This is a genomic window from Arthrobacter sp. 05N428_2, assembly GCF_056397065.1.
Map to the genome: position 1 here is coordinate 1 of NZ_JBFTMR010000008.1, position 19216 is coordinate 19216.

Consider the following 19216-nt stretch of genomic DNA (forward strand, 5'->3'; position numbering starts at 1 on the left):
ATGGCGTCGGTCCAGCGCCGGGCGATCCGGGCCAGGAAGTCCGGGTCATGCCCGATGGCGGTGCGGGTCAGGGCGTGTTCCATCCGGGCACGGGTGTCCGGGTCGCAGAGCGGCCGGACCCGGTCCAGGGCCAGCGTGATGATCGTCGCCGACCGCGACGGGACGGTCCCGGCGGCGAGGGCCGCGGCGAGTTCTTCGTGTAGTGGCGGCAGCGGTTCACCGGTAAACCCGGTGCGCGGCAGCACGGTCCGGGCCAGGGAGAGCCGGCGGTGGGCCTCGGCGGCGGTGATCTGCAGCCGGTCCCGGAGGAAATCCCCGGTCTTGCGGTACCCGTCATCGCCGGCCCGGACCCCGCCGTCGCCGGTCGCGCCTGTACCGATCTCGCCGGTCCCGACGCCGTCGGCGGTTTCCTTGCGGGTGCGGTCCACGGCGCCGGCGGCGACGATTTGCAGGTATTCGAGGGTCCGGGCGATCTCCTCGACGTCGCCGGCGAAGTCCGCCGCCGCAGCGAAGCCGAGCAGCGCCGCGTCCTGCGCCGCCGTCGAACTCAACTCCCGCAACTGGCCCAAAATACTGCCGAGTGACGGAGCGGCGCCGCGCTCATCACCGTCCGGCCGACCGGCCGGACGAGAGACGAGAACTGCACCGATTCCCATGCACCAATTCAAACAAGAGGGTCAGACATTATTAGGGCGGCGCCGACTGTCCGCAGAGGTAGGGGAACGGAACCAAATTCCGACGAGGCACCCGCCCCGACGCCGCCGACAAGAAAAGACAGGCAGCCTGACGCACTCCCCCGCGCTAATCCTGGAGCAGTTCGAGGTCTTCCTCGTCGTCGACGTCTTCGCTTTCGTCGTCGTCATCTTCGTCCTCGATGACTTCAAGCGGCGTCACTTCGCCGTAGGCTTCGTAGAGCGAGTCGTCGTAGACTTCAAAGGCATCGGCCACGGCAAAGAAAGCCGCTTCCACCGCGGGATCCCCGTCCCCCCGCCGCGCTGAGGCGGCGGCCAGGTGTTCTTCCAAGGCAGCGGTGAGGGACTCAAGCGCGACACGCGGATCGATGCTCATGACTTCACGTTAGCCCGAAAAAGACGAAAATGGAGAGCGATGAAGGAACATTTTCTGAGCAGTTCCGTCCGACGGGAACGGGACTACGCGAGGCAGTACGAGTACCTCGTGCTGACGGTGAGCCCTGAAGATTCCCTGCCCGAGGCCCGCCGTCTCCTGGCCGCGCACTCCGAGTACGGCAAGTGGGAACTCGAGCGCAGCGTCCTTTATGTCGGCGGTGGACGGCGCTTCTGGCTCCGCCGGAAGGTCATCCAAGTCCAGCGGACCGTCTAGGCCTTCAGCACACCGTTTAGGAATCCAACGGGCCCAGCCATGCATTGGCCACGGTATTGTGCGCCGATTCATCGTCCGAGGGATGGAACATGCCCGCGAGAACGTCCCGGTAGAGGCGTTCGAGTTCCGAGCCGCGAAAATAGCTGGACCCGCCCGAGACCCTGATCGCCAGATCCACCACGTTGCGGGCGGTTTCGGTAGCGCGGACCTTGACCCCGACGAGCTTGGGGAACCACTGCCCGCCGTGGTCGGTGAGGGAGTCGACGTCGGCCGTCACGGCAGCGAGCTGCGGGTAGAGCGCATCCATGGCCATGGCCGCTTCCGCTACCTTCCAGCGGATGTCCGGGTCCTGAGCGTAGCTGCGGCCGCCGTTCTTGAACGACGCGCGCCGCTGGACCGCTTCCACGCCCAGCTGCAGGGCGCGTTCCCCGATCCCGGTGTAGACCGCCGCCAGCAGCGTCTCGAAACAGGCGAAGATTGCGAAGATCAGGGGATCCGCGTTCGGTCCGACAGGAAGTTTGCGGAAGATCCGCTCGGGCGGCACCACGGCACCTTGCAGGACCGTGGTGTTGGACTGGCTGGCCCGCATGCCCAAGGTGTCCCAGTCGGGCAGGATCTCGTAGCCGGGGGTTTCACGGTCAATGAAGCCGTGCACCAGCTCGCCCTCGCCGTCGCGCGCCGCAGCGTCCTTGCCGAAGATCCCCAGCCGGGTCCAGGCCGGTGAGAGGCTGGTGAAGATCTTCCGTCCGGTGAAGCCATAGCTACCGTCCGGCAACGGCGTGGCCTCGGTCCGGGAGTCAAACAGCACGGAGTCGTTGCCAGCCTCGGAGTTGCCGAAGGCGAAGATCTCGCCCTGAGCTGCCTCCGTCAGGACGAAGTCCAGCGAGGCATCGCCCCGGGCGGCCAGGACATGCGCGACGCCGGTCCAAACCAGGTGCATGTTGATCGCCAGCGCGGTCGCCGGCGCAGCCGTGGCCAGCCGCCGCTGCAGCTGCGCCGCGCCGGCCAGCCCCAGGCCCAGCCCGCCGTCGGCCTCCGACACAAAGATCTTCAGGTAGCCAGCGGCGGAAAGTTCGTGGAGGTCTTCGGTGAAGAAGGCGTTGTCGCGGTCGTAGCCGGCGGCACGGCCGCGGATCCGTTCCAGCAGGGTGTCGGGCAGGATGTCTTCGGGAGTCATGTCTTGGTGACCATTCCTTCGGGTTCGGCTCAGTAGTTGGTCAGCAGCGTGTTCAACACGCGGGCGCCGAACTTGAGCGAATCGGCCGGAACCCGTTCGTCCACGCCGTGGAACATGCCGGTGAAGTCCAGTTCATCCGGCAGCATGAGCGGCGCGAAGCCGTAGCCGGTGATGCCGAGCCGGCTCAGCGATTTGTTGTCCGTGCCGCCGGAGAGCGTGTACGGGAGGACCTTGGCGCCCGGATCTTCGGAATGCAGGGCGTCGATCATGGAGTCCACGAGGTTCCCGGCGAACGGTACTTCAAGCGACACGTCCTGGTGGACGTAGCTGACGTCGACGCCGGTGCCCGCCAGCTCGCGGACGATCTCGAGGACCTGTTCCTGCTGGCCGGGCAGCGTGCGGCAATCCACGAGGGCTTCGGCGGACTCAGGGATCACGTTGTGCTTGTAACCGCCCTTGAGCAGGGTGGGGTTGGTGGTGTTCTGCAGCGTGGCGCCGACGAAGCGGGCCACGGTACCGAGTTCCTTGAGGATCTTGTCCGGGTCATCGGGATCGAATTCGACGCCGGTGAGCTCGGTCACGCCGTCGAGGAACTGCCGGGTGGTGGGCGTCAGCTCCACCGGCCAGCGATATTCGCCGATCCGCGAGACGGCGCTGGCGAGGCGGGTCACGGCGTTGTCCGTGTTGATCTGCGAGCCGTGGCCGGCGCGCCCGTGGGCTACGAGCCGCAGCCAGGAGAGGCCCTTCTCGGCTGTCTGCAGCAGGTATGTCCGCTGGCCGCCGATGGTGGCGGAGAAGCCGCCGACTTCGGAGATCGCCTCGGTCGCACCCTCGAACAGCTCCGGCCGGTGGTCGACGGCGTAGCTGGCGCCGTACTTGCCGCCCGCCTCCTCGTCAGCGAAGAACGCGAAGATCAGGTCGCGCTTGGGTTTACGCCCCGTGCGGGCGAAATTCCGCATGACGGAGAGGATCATGGCGTCCATGTCCTTCATGTCCACGGCACCGCGGCCCCAGATCAGGCCGTCCTTGAGTTCGGCACCGAAGGGGTCCACCGACCACTGATCGCGCAGCGCGGGGACGACATCGAGGTGGCCGTGGACCACCAGGGCGCTGGCGGACGGATCCTCGCCCGCCAGCCGGGTGACCACGCTGGCCCGGCCCGGCGCGGATTCGAAGATTTCGGCATCCAGCCCGACCTCCGTGATGAGTCCGGCGGTGTACTCCGCGGCTGCGCGCTCCCCCGGGCCGGATCCGTCGCCGTAGTTGGAGGTGTCGATGCGAATCAGTTCCTGGCAGATCCGGACAACCTCGTCTTCGGGCCGAATTTCACTCATTGCGCTCCTCGTGGCGGTGGGTCAGTGCTGGCTTCAGCCTACCCACCGGGCCCGATTATTTGTTTGCCGAATCTTCGTGCTAGAGTCTTTCTCGCTGCTTCCGAGAAAAGCAAAACGCTGAAAGGCGAAATTGTTCCCGGAATTACCACCTGCGCGGGTGGCGGAATGGCAGACGCGCTAGCTTGAGGTGCTAGTCCTCGAAAGGGGGTGGGGGTTCAAGTCCCCCTCCGCGCACAAGGGAAAGCCCCTGGAATCCACGGATTCCAGGGGCTTTTTTCTGTTCCCCAAACGGGCTCTAGCTTTACCCACGCTGGCCGGGTCTATCGTCCCGACGTTGCCCGCCCGCCCTGCGTTGCAACCCATCCGAGTTGTCCACGACGTACACCTGTCCTTCGGGTGCGGCCTTGTGAGATTCCGTGGTGTAGAAACGGATCTCGTGTCCGTCCGGGTCCCTCAGCCCGGCGAGGATCCAGCCGACCGATGCCACCTGGACACCGTTGTGAGGGTCCCCCAGATCGCTCAGCCGGCTGGAGAGGTCATCGAGCGCCGCCTTGGTGGGAACGCCTATCGAAAAGTAGTCGAAGCCCGCCGAGGCTGATGCTTTGTCCGGATCCAACCGCAACGCCAGCCGCGGTCCTCCCTGAGGGTGATTCAGTGCGACACCCATCAGCTTGCCGTCTTCCCGGAACTCCATTGCCAGGAAATATCCGAGCCGGCTCTGGAACCACTCGCTACTGACGTCCAGATCCCGTACCGGTAGCTTGAGGTGATGCACTCCATCAAAGTGCGGAATCGGGCTGTCCATGGCGGAAGTCCTTTCTCGGCCGGTGGCGATCGGCCGGTGGTGATCTAACGATAGATCCGGACCTGTCCCTACCGGCAGTCGGTCAGCCCATCGGGGTGGAGGTCCTGCTGGACAGTGCCCAGGAGGGAACGGAACCTGGCGTCGTCGGACAGTTCCTCGATGAGTACGACGCCGTCCGGTCCGGCCAGTGGAATACGCCAGTTGGGGTACTCCGTGCTGGTGCCTGGTTGGTTCTGCGTGCGGGTCTCGCCCACGGCATCGACCAGCGCCACCCCCAGCAACGACGACGGCGTGAGCGCCGTGAACGCGTACAGCGCCTCAATAGTTTCCTGCACCCCGGCCTGGCCGGTTTGCCGCTCCGTTTTGGGCAGGAGACCACGCTCGCGGACGAGCGCCAGCACCGCTTCCTGCTCTGCAGCATCGGCGGCGCGTTCTTCAGCGAGCGGGCGCCGCAGCAGTCCCAAGGACTCACGGAGGGTGACGTGTTCGCCTGCCAGGTAACCGGCGGTGGGCGGCAGGTCGTGCGTGTTGACGCTCGTGAGGCACTGCTGCCGGTAGCGTTCCGGTGCCAGCGGCCCGTCGTCGTCGTGCTCGAACCACAGGATCGAGGTACCGAAGATCCCCCGCTCGGCCAGGTAATCCCGGACCCAGGGCTCGTAAACACCGAGGTCCTCGCCGATGACGACTGCCCCCGCGCGCTGGGCCTCCAGGGCAAGGATCCCGATCAGTGCTTCATGGTCGTAGTAGACGTAGGTGCCTTCGCCCGGTCCGGCGCCCGCCGGAATCCACCAGAGGCGGAACAGGCCCAAAACGTGGTCCACGCGGATGCCGCCGGCATGGCGCAGCACCGTCCGCAGCATGTCCCGATACGCGGCGTACCCGGACTCCGCCAGCCTTCCCGGGTGCCATGGCGGCTGGGTCCAGTTCTGGCCCTGCTGGTTGAACATGTCCGGCGGAGCGCCTACTGTCACCCCCGGCGCGAGGACGCCGGACAGCGTCCAGGCATCGGCGCCGTCGAGCTTCACCCCGACCGCCAGGTCGTGCACGACGCCGAGCCGCATCCCGGCCCGCCGCGCCGCGTCCTGCGCCGACTCCAGCTGCTGGTCGCAGATCCACTGCAGCCAGCGGTAAAACTCGATCCGGTCCGCGAGCGCTGCCCGTTCTGTGGCGCAGTACCGGGTGTACGGCGAGGCGGCTTCCTCGGACCACTCCGGGGCCGACGGGCCCAGGCTCTCGCGCAGCGCACACCACAGCGCGAAGTCGTCGAGGCCCTGGCCGTGTTGCCGGCAGAATTCGCTGAACTGGCGTGAGCGGGCCGGGCCCCGGTGGACGCGGAACACCTGCTCCAGGGCGGATAGCTTGGCCTCGTAACTGGAGTTGCGGTCCAGCAACTCCGCGTCGCGGTTGGCGGCGTGCAAGCGGGACGCCAGGCTCGCCATGTCGGCTAAGGCCCGGGGGCCGAGGTAGGCGTACTCGGGGATGTCCTCCACCCGGATGTAGAGCGGATTGAAGAAACGCCTGGTGGTGGGCAGGTACGGCGAGTCTTCCACCGGCGGTCCGGGCTCGGCGGCGTGCAGGGGGTTGACCAGGACAAAGTCGGCGCCTTCCGCGGCGGCCACCGCGGAGAGGTCGGCCAGGTCCGCGAAGTCGCCGATCCCCCACGAACGCGAGGAACGCACGGAGTAGAGCTGCGCCGTGAGTCCCCAGCTGCGGCGCCCTGCCAGCGGTGCGGTGGTGTTGAGGCGCTGCGGGGTGACGACCAGCGGGCATTCGGCCGGATCGCCGCCCCCGTCCGCCAGGATGGTGTGCCAGCCGAGCGCTAGTGCCTCCGGCGTCGCGAAGCTCGCGCGGCCGGTCAGGACGCCGTCGACGTCAACGGGCGTCTCCCAGTTCTCCAGCTGGCGGGCCTCGTGCCGGGCTCCGTCCTCCGTGACGATCCAGACACTGACGGGACTTCCGTGCGGCACGTGGACGTCGAAGGAGGCGGCCGAACCTTCCCGCGCCACCACGATGGCCGGCAGGAACCGGCGCCACGGTGCCAGCTGTGCCTCGGCCAGGGACGTCCGGAGCTGCTCTGGGCCGTCGGCCCCGATGCCGAGCGCCGTCAGGACCTGGCGCAGTGTCCCGGCCGCCACGGACCGTTCCACTCCGTCCCAGCCCCAATAGGAGGTTCCGACTTTGTGGACTGCCGCCAGTTCGCGCAACAGGGCATCCGTCGCCGCCTCTGGAGCTGCCGCGCCCACAGCTGCTGTTTCGGGTTCCGCCACGTGGTTGCTTGGGTGCTCCGCGTCGGTCGTCATCCGCGGCTCAGCCGTTGCTCCGCGTCGGGGCCGGCCCGGTGCTATGTGCGTCGTGGATGTGGGCCTCCCCCACCAGTTCCTGCAGGCCCGCGACGGCTGCCGCGAGGCTGAGGCCGGGCGACTCGACAATGAACGGCATCAGCAGCCGGTTTTCCTTGTCCAGATGCAGGGCGAAGATTTGGCCTATGGCACCTGCGGCGACGGCAGCATCAACGCCTTGGGCGGCCCGCAGTTTCTCGACTAGCCCGACGATCACCTGGTGCTCGGCGAGCATCCCCGCCACGAGCAGCCGTCCCTCGGGCGCTGCGGCCGGCCCGCCGTAGAGCGGACCCTCTTCCGCGAGCGCATGCGGGACCAGTTCGGTCTCGCACCATTCGACCAGCACCGCGTGTGCGTCGTGCTCCGCGGCGGCGTCGTCGGCCTTCACGGCGTGCGTGAGGGCCGTGACCAGAGCGTCGAGCCGGGTGAGCATTCCGGCATGGTGTGCCTCCACGGCGGCGAGTGCGCGTGCTTCCTCGTCGGCATCTTTGGAAACGGGCATGTTAGGTTCATCTCCCTTGCTGGCGGAATCCAGTACCCACTGTACGGCCGGCCCGGTCCCCGGAACAGGGCCGGCGGGCTCCGGCGACGTCGGTCCGTGGTCATGGCGGACTACCGTTTCGACGGCGCCCAGCCGGCCACGCTAGCCTTGCACCCTATGGTCGACATCGAACGTTTCCGGATGCTCCTCACCCAGGAGCGCGAGCGCAAGCTCGCCCTGCTGCCGGCCCTCCGAGAGGACATTTCCTCGGTGAATGCTGCCCGGCAGGGGTCCAACGTCGACGACGAACACGATCCGGAGGGCTCGACGATCGCCTTCGAACTTTCCCAGGCCGCGGCGCTGATGGAGCAAAGCAGGGCGGGGCTGGTGCAGATCGAGGCGGCCCTGTCCCGGATTGACGCCGGAACCTTCGGCATCTGCGAGGTTTGCGGCGGCCCGATCGCCGAGGGCCGGCTGGAAGCCAGACCGTGGACCCCGTACTGCATTCGACACAGTGCCGGCAGGGCTTAAGTGGTAGGCATGACAGCCCTCGCCGCCGATGATCTGGCCGGTACCTGGTGGCAGCGGATCGTGGGGGGGTTCGGCCACGCCCCGGCCCCCGTGGTGACCGGTACTGAGCTCTTGTTGGTCGTCGGTGTGGCCGTTGCTCTGTGCCTGCCCCGCGCGAGCTGGCGGTACTTCGGCCTGCTGGCCACCGTGACCCATGAACTGGGCCATGCCTTCGCCGCCCTCATGACGGGCCAGCGGCTCGGCGGCATCCGGCTCAGCCTGGACCACTCCGGCACCACCACGACCTACAGCCGTCGTCCCCTTGCCGCCGTCTGGTCGACGTTTTGGGGCTATCCCGTACCTGCCGTCGTTGGCGCCGCCATGGTCTGGTGCGGCTTCAACGGCTGGGGTCCGGCGGCGATGTCGGTCGGCACCCTCCTGTTGATCGCTTCGTTCCTCTTCCTGCGCAACGTGGCCGGCGTGCTGATCACGACCGCCGCGGTGCTCGCCGCGGCGCTCCTGGTCCTTTTTGTGCCGGCCGAATTCATCGGCCACGTGATGATCGGTCTGGGCCTGGCGCTGCTCGTGGCGGCCGTGCGGGACCTGGGCAAACTGGCGGCGGTCCACTCGAAGCACCGGAGCCGGCTGTCGACGTCGGACGCGTACCTGCTCTCCCGGTCCACTCCGCTGCCGGCCGTCGTCTGGATTGGCTTGTTCGCCGTGGTGGTGGCCGCGGCCTGGTGGGTCGCCTGGCAGCCGATGGCCCCGGTCCTCGCCAGCCTGTTCGTCTAGGCGCCGGGCGCTGTACCGGCGCTGCGCATAGGCTGGGACCATGAGCGAGACAACCACGACCCATGCCCAGCCCTTCAGCACCCGCGGCGCCTACGTCACCGGTGGAGCGGAGTTCAACCGGGATACCCACTACATCGAGGACCGCATCACCCGCGACGGCGCCGCCGGGACCAACGGCGAGCCGGGCTGGCCGGTGGAAGCCGGCCGCTACCGGCTGATCGCGGCCCGCGCCTGCCCGTGGGCCAACCGGACCGTGATCGTGCGCCGGCTCCTGGGGCTGGAGGATGTGATTTCGCTCGGCCAGCCGGGGCCCACCCATGACGCCCGCTCCTGGACCTTCGACCTCGATCCGGGAGGCAAGGATCCGGTGCTGGGCATCGAGCGGATCCAGGAGGCCTACTTCCGCCGTTTCCCCGACTACCCGAGGGGGATCACGGTGCCGGCGATCGTCGACGTGCCCAGCGGCGCCGTCGTCACCAACAACTTCCCGCAGATCACCCTCGACTTCGCCACCGAATGGACCGAGTTCCACCGGAACGGCGCCCCCGACCTCTATCCCGCGGACCTCCGGGAGGAAATCGACACCGTCAACAAGCGCGTCTTCACCGAGGTCAACAACGGCGTCTACCGCTGCGGCTTCGCCGGTTCGCAAGAGGCCTACGACGCCGCCTACGACCGGCTTTGGACGGCGCTGGACTGGCTGGAAGAGCGGCTTGCCGGGCAACGATACCTGGTGGGCGACACGATCACCGAGGCGGACGTCCGGCTCTTCACCACACTGGCCCGCTTCGACGCCGTCTACCACGGCCACTTCAAGTGCAACCGGCAAAAGCTCAGCGAAATGCCGGTGCTGTGGGCCTACGCGCGGGATCTGTTCCAGACGCCGGGCTTCGGCGACACGATCGACTTCGTGCAAATCAAGCAGCACTATTACATCGTCCACGAGGACATCAACCCCACCGGGATCGTGCCGAAGGGCCCGGAGCTGGGCAACTGGCTCTCGGCGCACGGCCGGGAGGCGCTCGGTGGCCGCCCCTTCGGCAACGGCACCCCGCCCGGACCGGTCCGGGCGGGCGAAGAGGTCACCGCCGGACACGGCGCCGCCTGAGCAGCGCCGCCTGTACCACGCCGGCGGAGCCGTGCCGGGGATTCGTCCAGTTGTCGCAGTACCAGCCCGCGCCTAGGGTGAGCCGGGATGGCAATCGAAAAAGAACATGACAGCAGTGGCCACCCCTCGCGAGTCCGCCGGCTGGGTCGGGTGGTGGCAGGCAGCGTGTCCGCCGCCCTGCTCTGGCCCCGCCTGCAGCTGGCCACGAAAGCGGCCCTTGCGGCCGGTCTTGCGTTCTATATCGCCCCGTTCATGCCCGGATCCGCGGCGGACTACCCGTACTACGCGCCCCTGGGAGCCCTCGTGGCGATGTACGAAAACGTCTCCGGCTCCATGCGCCAGGGCTTCCAGACGCTGGTGGGCCTGGCCATCGGCATCGGACTTGCCTTTATGCTCTTCAGCCTGGGGAGCCCGTCACCGCTGACCGTTGCGATCGTGATGGGGCTCGGCGTCGTCCTCGCCGGGCTGCCGCGAATCGGCTCGGGCAGCGACTGGATCCCGACGGCGGCCCTCCTGGTGCTGCTGGTCGGCGGGCACAACCCGGACAAGTTCTCCTTCGGCTACCTCGTCCAGATGGGGGCGGGCGTGACCGTCGGCATCGTGGTGAACCTGCTGGTCTTCCCGCCGCTGCATTTCAAGGCGGCGGCCCTCAGCCTGGCCGAACTCCGGCTGGCCCTTGCCCAGCAGCTCTGGGACATGGGCAAGGCCCTCAAGGAGAGCTGGCCTCCGGAGCACGAGGACTGGTCACGTCGCTCCGAGTCGCTCGCGGACCGTGCCCGCTCGGTGCGGGCCGCAGTGCAGAAAGCCGATGCCAGCCGCCGAGCAAATCCCCGGCGGCGGCTGCATCCCCGGGATGTGGACGAGGATTACAGCAACCTGCGTGATCTGGAGCGGCTGACCTTCCACATCCAGGACGTGACCCAGGTGCTCTCCGACGTCATCTGGTCAACTGACACCCCATTCGTCATCCCGGACGCGCATGCTGAACCGCTCGCGGAGGCCATGACGATGGTGGGTGACGTGCTGCGCGCCGCCGAGGAAGAGGAGCCGCAGCGGCGGGCCGAACTCGTGGAGGAAGCCGACGCGGCGGTCAAGGCCTTCACTGCGCGCGTCGCCGTCGAGGACCAGGCCGCGGACGCACCGAGCGCCGTCGAGTCCGTCCTGCTGAGCCTGCACCGGATGCTGCGCGTCATGAAGTCAGGCGACGGAAAGCGGCAAGCTGACGCCTCGTCCGGCGGCGCCAGTTAACGACGACGGCGGCCGCCCCCGGAATGCCGGGGACGGCCGCCGCCGCGCTCGCGGGGTGCTGCCCTACTTCAGCGAGTCCACGGAACCACTGAAGTGCTTCCGGCCCGAATGCGGGCTCCAGGCCACATACTCGGAGCGCAGCCACCCGCCGTCGTGCCCCTGCACCGTCCCGATGTCGAGCGCTACGCGGGCGGGCAGAAAGACCGGCGCCTCGAACGCCACGTCCCAGCTGAACGCGTCGCCCTTGGCGGCGCCGACGTCGGCCAGTGCACGGGAGGCGAGGTACATGCCGTGGGCGATAGAGCGCCGCAGGCCCAAGGCCTTGGCGCTGAGAACGCTCAGGTGGATCGGGTTGAAGTCACCCGACACGGAGGCGTACGCCCGGCCGGTGTCCACGCCGAGCTGCCACAGTGCGGTCGGATTCGGCGCGCTGAAACCTCCGGGCGCCGCAACGGCCGACGGCTTGTCGATTCCCGGCAGGAAGACGCCCTTGGCGAGGTAGGTGGACACGCCGCGCCAGCGGACGAACTCATCGCCGGCGCCGCGCACCTCGGCCACCAGGTCCAGCTGGGTCCCGGACCGGTGCCCGCGCAGGTTTTCGGCCCACGCCCGGATGTCGAGCGCCTCGGTAAACAGCACCGGAGCGGACTGGACCACCTTGTTGGTGAGGTGGATCATGCCCAGCAGCGGCAACGGAAAGTCGTCCCGGTTCATCACGGACATGGACAGCGGAAACGTCAGGGCATGAATGAAGCCGGCGGGCAGCACGTCGCTCGCGGTTTCGCCGATCAGGTGCTGGTAGGCGGTCAGATTGGCCACCCCGGCCCGCACGCCGCGGACCTCGTGGCTGCTCCCGGGCAGCTGCGTGCCCGCCTGCGCGCCGAGCAAACGGCGGCGCGCCGCTGTGGCGGCGGCGTTCACGTAGAGCTTGGAGAGGGAAGGCATCTCGCCCAGGACCACGGGCTGTGAAGCGGTCATGCCCCCACCAGGTTCTGCCCGCAGACGCGGAGCACCTCACCGGAAATCCCGCCGGCGGCGTCGCTGGCCAGGAACGCGATGGCCTCGGCCACGTCACCGGGCCGGCCGCCCTGCTGCAACGAGTTGAGCCGTCGGGCCACCTCACGGGTGGCGAACGGGATCCGGGCCGTCATCTCGGTCTCGATGAAGCCGGGCGCCACGGCGTTGATGGAGCCGCCGTGCGCCGCGAGCAGCGGCGCGGTGGCGCGGACCATGCCGATGACGCCGCCCTTGGACGCGGCGTAATTGGTCTGGCCCCGGTTGCCGGCGATGCCGCTGGTGGACGCAACGGAGACGATCCGCGGCGCGTTCCGGAAGTGCTCGGAGGCCAGCAGCGCCTCGTTGATCCGCAGCTGTGCGGCAATGTTCACCGCAATCACCGAGTTCCAGCGGCCCTGGTCCATGTTGGCGAGCAGCTTGTCCCGGGTGATGCCGGCGTTGTGGATCACGATGTCCAGCCGGCCGTGCCGCTCTACGGCGTGGCTGATGATCCGTGCACCGGCGTCCTGCCGGCTGATGTCCAGCTGCAGGGCGGTCCCGTGCACCTCGTTGGCGACGTCGGCCAGGTGGTCCCCGGCGGCCGGGATGTCCACGACGACGACGGTGGCGCCGTCGCGGTGAAGCGTGCGGGCGATTGCCGCACCGATTCCGCGGGCGGCCCCGGTCACGACGGCGACCTTCCCCGCCAGCGGCTTCTCCGGGTCGGCCGGCTGCGCACCGGACGTCGAAGAGACCGTGAGGAACTGGCCGTCCACGAAGGCGGAGCGGCCGGAGAGGAAGAACCGGAGCGCGCCGAGGGTGCTGGGACTCGTGGTCTGCGCGCCGTCGGCCAGTACGATGCCGTTGGCGGTGGCCCCGGCGCGCAGTTCCTTGGCGAGGGAGCGCAGCAGGCCGTCGACGCCCTGCCGGGCCGCGGCAGCTGCCGGGTCGGGGGCAGTGCCGGCGTCGCGGGAGACCGTCACCACGCGGGCATTGGCCGCGAGGTCACGGAGCGACGCGGCGGCGGCCAGCACGGGCTTTTCCAGGTCTTCGGGTCGGGCTGCCTCGTCGAGGACCAGGATGATGGCACCGAGCTTTTCGCGCGGCACGGCGTGGCGGCGGACGTCCAGGTCCCAGGACAGCAGCGCTGCGGCGAGGTCATCGGCGCCGTTGCCGGAGCCCTGGACCAGGACCGGGCCGCGGACCAGCGGCTGTCCGGGCTGGTGCCGCCGGAGCACCACCGGTTGCGGCAGGCCGAGCCGCTTGGCGATGTCCTTACCGAAGCCACGGCTCACGAACTGGGTGTATTTGTCGGTCATCCGGTCCCCCTAGTGTGCTTCGAGAATGGCGACAACGCCCTGGCCGCCGGCGGCGCAGATGGAGATGAGCCCGCGGGCCGGGCGGCCGTCCACCTGTCCCTTGGCGTGCAGCATTTTCGCCAGTGTGGCGACGATCCGGCCGCCGGTCGCGGCGAAGGGGTGCCCCGCGGCGAGGGAGGAGCCGTTGACGTTGAGCTTGGCGCGGTCCACGCTGCCGAGAGCGCCGTCCAGGCCCAGGCGGGTGCGGCAGAACTCTTCGTCCTCCCACGCGGCCAGGGTGCTCAGCACGGTGCCGGCGAACGCCTCGTGGATCTCGAAGAAATCGATGTCCGCGAAGCTGAGGCCGTTGCGGGCCAGCAGGCGCGGAACGGCGAACGCGGGCGCCATCAGCAGGCCGTCCTTGCCGTGGACAAAGTCGACGGCGGCCGCCTCGCCGTCGAGCACGGTGGCCAGCTTGGGCAGGTCATGCGCGTCAGCCCAGTCCTCGGAGGCGAGCAGCACGGTGGAGGCGCCGTCCGTGAGCGGGGTGGAGTTGCCGGCCGTCATGGTTGCCGCGGCACCGAGGTTCTTGCCGAAGACGGGCTTGAGGCCGGCGAGCTTCTCAAGGGTGGTGTCGGGACGGAGGTTGGAGTCCTTGCTAAGCCCGCGGTACGGGGTAAGCAGATCGTCGAAGAAGCCCGCGTCGTACGCGGCGGCGAGGTTGCGGTGGCTGTTGTAGGCCAGCTCGTCTTGGGCCTCGCGGGTGACCTTCCACTGCGCGGTGGTGAGGGCCTGGTGTTCGCCCATGGACAGCCCGGTTCGCGGCTCCCCGGTGTTGGGGGCGTCCGGGGCGAGGTCCTTGGGCCGGAGCCGGCTCAGCACCTGGAGCCGCTGCGGCAGGGTCTTGGCACGGTTCAGGTCCAGCAGGATTTCGCGCAGGCCTTCGCTGACCGCGATCGGGGCGTCGGAGGCGGAGTCGACGCCGCCGGCGATGGCGGAGTCGATCTGGCCGAGCTTGATCTTGTTAGCCAGACCGAGCACGGTTTCAAGGCCGGTGGCGCACGCCTGCTGCAGGTCGTAGGCGGGCGTCTCGGCGGACAGGGCCGAGCCGAGGACCGCTTCGCGGGTCAAGTTGAAGTCACGTGAGTGCTTAAGCACAGCGCCGGCGGCGACTTCGCCGATCCGCTCGTCCTGCAGGCCGAAGCGGGCGATCAGCCCGTCCAACGCTGCGGTGAGCATGTCCTGGTTGGACGACTTGGTGTAGGCGCCGCCGGTCCGGGCGAACGGGATGCGGTTCCCGCCCACCACGACGGCCCTGCGGAGGTGCTGCGCTGCAGGGGATCCGGCGTTCGGCGTTGCGGCATCCCTCGGTCCGGTCGTGGACGTTCCGTTTACAGGCATGGGCTGTCTCCTTTGATCAAAGCGGGTTACTGATACCCAGCGTACCTGATACGCTGAGTATCGTGAACATCCTGCAGGCAGAACCCGCCGGGCCGGCCCATGCCGCCGACGGTGGCCCCCGTCCAGCGACGCCCGGCGCCAGCAGCGCACCCGGCAGCGCGTCCGTCGATGGACGCGCCTCCCGCTGGCAGTCGCACCGGGAGGAACGGCGCCGCGAGCTGATCAAATCCGCGCGAAAGGCCGTGCACGTGCTCGGCAGCGAAGCGTCAATGGAGGACATCGCCACGGCCGCAGGAACCTCGAAGTCCGTCTTTTACCGCTACTTCGGCGATAAGGCCGGCCTTCAGCAGGCGGTGGGCGAAGTGGTCCTGAACCAGATGCAGCGGCGGATCCAGGAAGCCGCGCAGAGCGCCCAGGCCCCGCGGGAAGGGCTCTACGCCATGGTCTCCGCCTACCTGCAGATGGCGGAGACCAGCCCGAACGTTTACGCCTTTGTTACCCGCTACGCGCCGGGCGACGCCGAGAGCCACAACGGCTCAATTGCGGCGGCGGGCGCGCTGGGGCATTTCTTCGACGCGATCAGCGAGATGATCGCGCTGCCCATGCGGACCCTGCTGCGGGCCGCGCCGGGCAAGGACGCCATGATCGGCTACTGGCCGAACGCCGCCATCGGGCTGGTCCGGAATGCCGGCGAACAGTGGCTGGCGAGCCCCGGCTCCCCCGCCAAGCCCGGCCAGGAAGCGATGGCCCGCCAAATCACGGACTGGCTCTGTTTCGGCGTCGCGCCCGAGCTCCAGGACCCGCCGGTCCCGTAATCCACCGCCCCGGACAACCCCCATGCCAGAACCACACCCCCAGAACCACAGTGTCAGCGCCAACGAAGGAATCGACATGACTGAACTAGCCGACCGCCCTGCGGAGCCCACCACCTCCCCGGCCCCCTCGCCCAGGACTTCACCGGGCGCCCGGGCAACCGGAACCAAGACCGCAGCCGGAACACCCGCCGTCGACGTCGCCGCGCTCGGCGAACAGCTGCTGGGCAAGTGGGCCGCGGTCCGCCGGCAGGCACGGGAACTGGCCGGCCGACCGGAGCTGCACAAGACCGAGGGTCTCCCCCACACCGAGCACCGCGAGCGTGTCTTCGGCCAGCTGAAGATCCTCGTGGACAACGGCGCCGTGCACCGCGCCTTCCCGGTGGCAGTCGGTGGCGGGGACGAACACGGCGCGAATGTTGCCGGCTTCCAGGAACTGGTCATCGCCGACCCCTCGCTGCAGATCAAGGCCGGTGTGCAGTGGGGCCTGTTCGGTTCCGCGGTGAACCACCTCGGCACCGAGGAGCACCACACGCAGTGGCTGCCCGGCATCATGAACCTGGACATCCCCGGCTGCTTCGCCATGACCGAGACCGGCCACGGCTCGGACGTCGCCAGTATCGCCACCACCGCCACCTACGACCCCGCCACCGCCGAATTCGTGGTGCACACCCCCTTCCGCGCGGCCTGGAAGGACTACATCGGCAATGYGGCTTTGGACGGCTTGGCCGCCGTCGTCTTCGCCCAGCTGATCACCAACGGCGTCAACCACGGCGTGCACGCGTTCTACATGCAGTTGCGCGATCCGGAGACCAAGGAATTCCTGCCCGGCATCGGCGGCGAGGACGACGGCGTCAAGGGCGGCTTGAACGGGATCGACAACGGGCGGCTGCACTTCACGCAGGTACGGATCCCGCGGACCAACCTGCTCAACCGGTACGGCAACGTCGACGCCGACGGCAGCTACAGCTCACCCATCGCCAGCCCGGGCCGCCGCTTCTTCACGATGCTGGGCACGCTGGTCCAGGGCCGGGTCTCGCTCGACGGCGCCGCGGTGACCGCGTCCAAGCTGGCCCTCAAGACCGCCATCCAGTACGCCGCCGAGCGCCGCCAGTTCAATGCCTCCTCACCCACTGACGAGGAGGTCCTGCTTGATTACCAGCGGCATCAACGCCGCTTGTTCACCCGGCTCGCCACCACCTACGCCGCGAGCTTCGCCAGCGAACAGCTGTTGCAGAAGTTCGACGACGTCTTTTCCGGCCGGAACGACACCGACGAGGACCGCCAGGACCTCGAAACCCTGGCCGCCGCGCTGAAGGCGCTGAGCACCTGGCACGCCCTCGACACCCTGCAGGAGTGCCGTGAAGCCTGCGGCGGCGCCGGCTTCCTGATCGAGAACCGATTCGCCTCGTTGCGCGCCGACCTCGACGTCTACGCCACCTTCGAGGGCGACAACACCGTGCTGCTGCAGCTCGTGGCCAAACGACTACTGGCCGACTACGCCAAGGAATTCCGCAACGTCGACTTCGGCGTGCTGGCCCGCTACGTGGTCGGTCAGGCCACCGGCGTGGCCATCCACCGGACCGGCCTGCGCGGTGTGGCACAGTTCGTGGCCGACTCCGGCTCGGTCCACAAGGCTGCCAGCGCCATCAAGGACGAGGCCGGCCAGCGGGCGTTGCTGACCGAACGCGTCCAGGCCATGGTGGCCGAGGTCGGCGCGGCGCTCAAGGGCGCCAACAAGCTGCCCCAGGAGCAGGCCGCGGCGCTGTTCAACAGCCACCAGAACGAGCTCATCGAGGCGGCGCAGGCGCACGCCGAGCTACTGCAGTGGGAGGCGTTCACCGAGGCGCTGGGCAACATGGCGGACCCCGGCACCAGGGCGGTCCTGACGTGGCTGCGGGACCTGTTCGGCCTGTCGCTGATTGAAAAGAACCTGGCGTGGTACCTGATGAACGGCCGGCTCTCAATGCAGCGCGCCCGCACCGTGGGCGAGTACATCAACCGGCTGCTCGTGAAGATCCGTCCCCATGCCCTCGACCTTGTGGACGCGTTCGGCTACGGACCCGAACACCTGCGCGCTGCGATCGCCACCGGGGCCGAGAAGACGCGCCAGGACGAGGCCCGGGAGTTTTTCCGCCAGCAGCGCGCCAGCGGCCAGGCGCCGCTGGACGAGAAAATCCTGCTGGCCCGCACTGCCCGCGAGGCCAAGCCGCACGGCGGCAAGAAGACCAGGTCCCCGCGCGGCTGAACCAGCGCCCGCTGGATCAGCACAGTAACGACGACGGCGCGGCCCCCTGCTCGGGGGGCGGCGCCGTCGTCGTTTCCGGGCCCTTGATCGTCCGGCGGTCCGGAAGGACGCGCCGCTAGTGCGGCAGCACCGAGCGGTAGACCTCGAGGGTGGTCTCGGTGATGGATTCCCAAGAGAAGTGCTCCTCGGCCCGGCGGCGGCCGGCCCGGCCCATGGCGCGGGCGCGCTCCGGGTCGGAAACCACCTCGGTCAGGGCCGCGGCAAACTCGGTGACGAACTTCTCCGGATCCAGCGGGGTACCGGTGCCGTCGGTGACCTGCTCAAGCTGCACGAGCAGGCCGGTTTCGCCGTGCTGGACCACCTCCGGGATACCGCCAGTGGCGCTGGCCACCACCGCGGCGCCGCAGGCCATGGCCTCCAGGTTCACGATTCCGAGCGGTTCGTAGATGGACGGGCAGGCGAACGCCGTGGCGTGGCTGAGGACCTGGATCAGCTCGTGGCGCGGCAGCATCCGCTCCACCAGGATCACACCGCTGCGCTGGGACTGCAGCTCCTCGATCAGCCGGGCCGTCTCGGCCGCAAGCTCGGGGGTATCCGCCGCGCCGAGGCACAGCACCAGCTGCACATCCGCGGGGAGTTTGGCGGCGGCCCGCAGCAGGTACGGCACACCCTTCTGCCGCGTGTTCCGGCCGACGAAGACGACGCTCGGCAGCGCCGGGTCGATCCCGAGGGCGCGGATGGCGTCCTCGCCTTCATCACGGTTCCAGAGGCTCACGTCGATGCCGTTGTGCACCACGCGGACCTTCGCCGGGTCCACCTCGGGGTAGCTGCGCAGGATGTCCTGCCGCATGCCCTCCGAGACAGCGATGATCGCGGCGGCCGACTCGTACGCGGTCTTCTCCACCCAGGAGGACAGGGCGTAGCCGCCGCCGAGCTGTTCGGCCTTCCAGGGGCGCAGCGGTTCCAGGCTGTGGGCACTGAGCACGTGCGGGATGCCGTGCAGCAGCGAGGCGATGTGCCCGGCCATGTTGGCGTACCAGGTGTGGGAGTGCACCAGGTCGGCACCGGCGATGTCCGGCACGATCCTCACGTCCACGCCGAGCGTCTGTACGGCGGCGTTGGCGCCGGCCAGGTCCTCCGGCACGGGGTAGGACGTCACGGTGGCGCCGTGGTAGTCGGGTTCGCGCTGCGCACCGAACGCCCGCACGTGCAGCTCCACCCTGTTGGCCAGCACCCGGCTGAGTTCGGCCACGTGGACGCCGGCGCCCCCATAGATTTCGGGCGGAAATTCCTTGGTCACAATGTCTATTCGCACAAACCCCAAGG

18 protein-coding genes and 1 tRNA gene are annotated in these 19216 nt (G+C 68.7%); 8 read left to right on the forward strand and 11 right to left on the reverse strand.

Annotated elements, in window-relative coordinates:
* Both AC1DGI_RS10555 and AC1DGI_RS10560 read right to left on the reverse strand, forming a co-directional pair.
* On the reverse strand, positions 1-656 hold a 656-nt coding region (locus tag AC1DGI_RS10555; RefSeq protein ID WP_476898761.1), incomplete at its 3' end, for a DUF222 domain-containing protein.
* Between the two features lie 145 nt (positions 657-801).
* Positions 802-1068, reverse strand: coding sequence for a hypothetical protein (locus AC1DGI_RS10560; RefSeq protein ID WP_476898762.1), 267 nt, complete (start codon positions 1066-1068; stop codon positions 802-804).
* Between the two features lie 39 nt (positions 1069-1107).
* Between AC1DGI_RS10560 and AC1DGI_RS10565 the strand changes: the two genes are divergently transcribed.
* Positions 1108-1341, forward strand: coding sequence for a DUF5703 family protein (locus AC1DGI_RS10565; RefSeq protein WP_138769332.1), 234 nt, complete (start codon positions 1108-1110; stop codon positions 1339-1341).
* Between the two features lie 16 nt (positions 1342-1357).
* Here the strand turns inward: AC1DGI_RS10565 and AC1DGI_RS10570 are convergent, their stop codons facing one another.
* Together AC1DGI_RS10570 and AC1DGI_RS10575 are read right to left on the reverse strand one after the other, a co-directional pair.
* Positions 1358-2518 carry an acyl-CoA dehydrogenase family protein gene (locus AC1DGI_RS10570; protein ID WP_476898763.1) on the reverse strand — a complete coding sequence of 387 codons (1161 nt, stop codon included), beginning with the start codon at positions 2516-2518 and terminating at the stop codon, positions 1358-1360.
* A 29-nt stretch (positions 2519-2547) separates the two neighbouring features.
* Positions 2548-3852, reverse strand: a complete 1305-nt coding sequence (locus AC1DGI_RS10575) for a M20/M25/M40 family metallo-hydrolase (RefSeq protein ID WP_476898764.1) — start codon at positions 3850-3852, stop codon at positions 2548-2550.
* Between the two features lie 151 nt (positions 3853-4003).
* Here AC1DGI_RS10575 and AC1DGI_RS10580 point away from each other — a divergent pair.
* Positions 4004-4086: transfer RNA gene (locus AC1DGI_RS10580), tRNA-Leu, on the forward strand.
* Between the two features lie 67 nt (positions 4087-4153).
* Here AC1DGI_RS10580 and AC1DGI_RS10585 read toward each other — a convergent pair.
* From AC1DGI_RS10585 to AC1DGI_RS10595, 3 genes are all read right to left on the reverse strand, one after another.
* Entirely contained in the window at positions 4154-4657 is a 504-nt protein-coding gene (locus AC1DGI_RS10585) for a VOC family protein (RefSeq protein ID WP_441402084.1), read from the reverse strand.
* 68 nt (positions 4658-4725) lie between these two features.
* Entirely contained in the window at positions 4726-6957 is a 2232-nt protein-coding gene (gene malQ / locus AC1DGI_RS10590; RefSeq protein WP_476898765.1) for a 4-alpha-glucanotransferase, read from the reverse strand.
* Positions 6958-6964: 7 nt separating this feature from the next.
* A complete protein-coding gene (locus tag AC1DGI_RS10595) occupies positions 6965-7498 on the reverse strand; it encodes a hemerythrin domain-containing protein (protein ID WP_476898766.1) in 534 nt (177 codons plus the stop codon).
* Between the two features lie 156 nt (positions 7499-7654).
* Here AC1DGI_RS10595 and AC1DGI_RS10600 point away from each other — a divergent pair, with 156 nt between their 5' ends.
* The 4 genes from AC1DGI_RS10600 (at position 7655) to AC1DGI_RS10615 (ending at position 11135) form a co-directional block, all read left to right on the forward strand.
* Complete coding sequence (locus AC1DGI_RS10600) at positions 7655-8008, forward strand: TraR/DksA family transcriptional regulator (RefSeq protein WP_476898767.1); 354 nt, start codon at positions 7655-7657, stop codon at positions 8006-8008.
* A 9-nt stretch (positions 8009-8017) separates the two neighbouring features.
* Positions 8018-8779: a M50 family metallopeptidase gene (locus AC1DGI_RS10605; protein ID WP_476898768.1), complete on the forward strand. Its 762-nt coding sequence runs from the start codon at positions 8018-8020 to the stop codon at positions 8777-8779.
* Between the two features lie 40 nt (positions 8780-8819).
* Entirely contained in the window at positions 8820-9887 is a 1068-nt protein-coding gene (locus AC1DGI_RS10610; protein ID WP_476898769.1) for a glutathione S-transferase family protein, read from the forward strand.
* Between the two features lie 87 nt (positions 9888-9974).
* Positions 9975-11135: an FUSC family protein gene (locus AC1DGI_RS10615; RefSeq protein WP_441402849.1), complete on the forward strand. Its 1161-nt coding sequence runs from the start codon at positions 9975-9977 to the stop codon at positions 11133-11135.
* A gap of 63 nt (positions 11136-11198) precedes the next feature.
* Here the strand turns inward: AC1DGI_RS10615 and AC1DGI_RS10620 are convergent, their stop codons facing one another.
* From AC1DGI_RS10620 to AC1DGI_RS10630, 3 genes are read right to left on the reverse strand one after another with little or no spacing between them, the layout of a single operon-like run.
* Positions 11199-12113: a MaoC family dehydratase gene (locus tag AC1DGI_RS10620; RefSeq protein ID WP_476898770.1), complete on the reverse strand. Its 915-nt coding sequence runs from the start codon at positions 12111-12113 to the stop codon at positions 11199-11201.
* A complete protein-coding gene (locus AC1DGI_RS10625) occupies positions 12110-13450 on the reverse strand; it encodes a 3-oxoacyl-ACP reductase (protein WP_476898771.1) in 1341 nt (446 codons plus the stop codon). Before AC1DGI_RS10625 ends, AC1DGI_RS10620 begins: the two co-directional genes overlap by 4 nt.
* Before the next feature lie 9 nt (positions 13451-13459).
* Positions 13460-14830, reverse strand: a complete 1371-nt coding sequence (locus tag AC1DGI_RS10630; RefSeq protein WP_476898772.1) for an acetyl-CoA C-acetyltransferase — start codon at positions 14828-14830, stop codon at positions 13460-13462.
* 62 nt (positions 14831-14892) lie between these two features.
* Here AC1DGI_RS10630 and AC1DGI_RS10635 point away from each other — a divergent pair, with 62 nt between their 5' ends.
* Positions 14893-15645, forward strand: coding sequence for a TetR/AcrR family transcriptional regulator (locus AC1DGI_RS10635; protein WP_476898773.1), 753 nt, complete (start codon positions 14893-14895; stop codon positions 15643-15645).
* A gap of 76 nt (positions 15646-15721) precedes the next feature.
* Positions 15722-17890 carry an acyl-CoA dehydrogenase family protein gene (locus AC1DGI_RS10640; protein WP_476898774.1) on the forward strand — a complete coding sequence of 723 codons (2169 nt, stop codon included), beginning with the start codon at positions 15722-15724 and terminating at the stop codon, positions 17888-17890.
* A gap of 115 nt (positions 17891-18005) precedes the next feature.
* Here the strand turns inward: AC1DGI_RS10640 and glgA are convergent, their stop codons facing one another.
* Positions 18006-19205, reverse strand: coding sequence for a glycogen synthase (glgA, locus tag AC1DGI_RS10645; RefSeq protein WP_441403507.1), 1200 nt, complete (start codon positions 19203-19205; stop codon positions 18006-18008).
* Between the last annotated feature and the right edge of the window lie 11 nt (positions 19206-19216).

Coding starts and splice junctions, on each gene's coding strand:
- AC1DGI_RS10560 (WP_476898762.1), bottom strand. CDS start 1,068: ATGAGCATCGATCCGCGTGTCGCGCTTGAGTCCCTCACCGCTGCCTTG.
- AC1DGI_RS10565 (WP_138769332.1), top strand. CDS start 1,108: ATGAAGGAACATTTTCTGAGCAGTTCCGTCCGACGGGAACGGGACTAC.
- AC1DGI_RS10570 (WP_476898763.1), bottom strand. CDS start 2,518: ATGACTCCCGAAGACATCCTGCCCGACACCCTGCTGGAACGGATCCGC.
- AC1DGI_RS10575 (WP_476898764.1), bottom strand. CDS start 3,852: ATGAGTGAAATTCGGCCCGAAGACGAGGTTGTCCGGATCTGCCAGGAA.
- AC1DGI_RS10585 (WP_441402084.1), bottom strand. CDS start 4,657: ATGGACAGCCCGATTCCGCACTTTGATGGAGTGCATCACCTCAAGCTA.
- malQ (WP_476898765.1), bottom strand. CDS start 6,957: ATGACGACCGACGCGGAGCACCCAAGCAACCACGTGGCGGAACCCGAA.
- AC1DGI_RS10595 (WP_476898766.1), bottom strand. CDS start 7,498: ATGCCCGTTTCCAAAGATGCCGACGAGGAAGCACGCGCACTCGCCGCC.
- AC1DGI_RS10600 (WP_476898767.1), top strand. CDS start 7,655: ATGGTCGACATCGAACGTTTCCGGATGCTCCTCACCCAGGAGCGCGAG.
- AC1DGI_RS10605 (WP_476898768.1), top strand. CDS start 8,018: ATGACAGCCCTCGCCGCCGATGATCTGGCCGGTACCTGGTGGCAGCGG.
- AC1DGI_RS10610 (WP_476898769.1), top strand. CDS start 8,820: ATGAGCGAGACAACCACGACCCATGCCCAGCCCTTCAGCACCCGCGGC.
- AC1DGI_RS10615 (WP_441402849.1), top strand. CDS start 9,975: ATGGCAATCGAAAAAGAACATGACAGCAGTGGCCACCCCTCGCGAGTC.
- AC1DGI_RS10620 (WP_476898770.1), bottom strand. CDS start 12,113: ATGACCGCTTCACAGCCCGTGGTCCTGGGCGAGATGCCTTCCCTCTCC.
- AC1DGI_RS10625 (WP_476898771.1), bottom strand. CDS start 13,450: ATGACCGACAAATACACCCAGTTCGTGAGCCGTGGCTTCGGTAAGGAC.
- AC1DGI_RS10630 (WP_476898772.1), bottom strand. CDS start 14,830: ATGCCTGTAAACGGAACGTCCACGACCGGACCGAGGGATGCCGCAACG.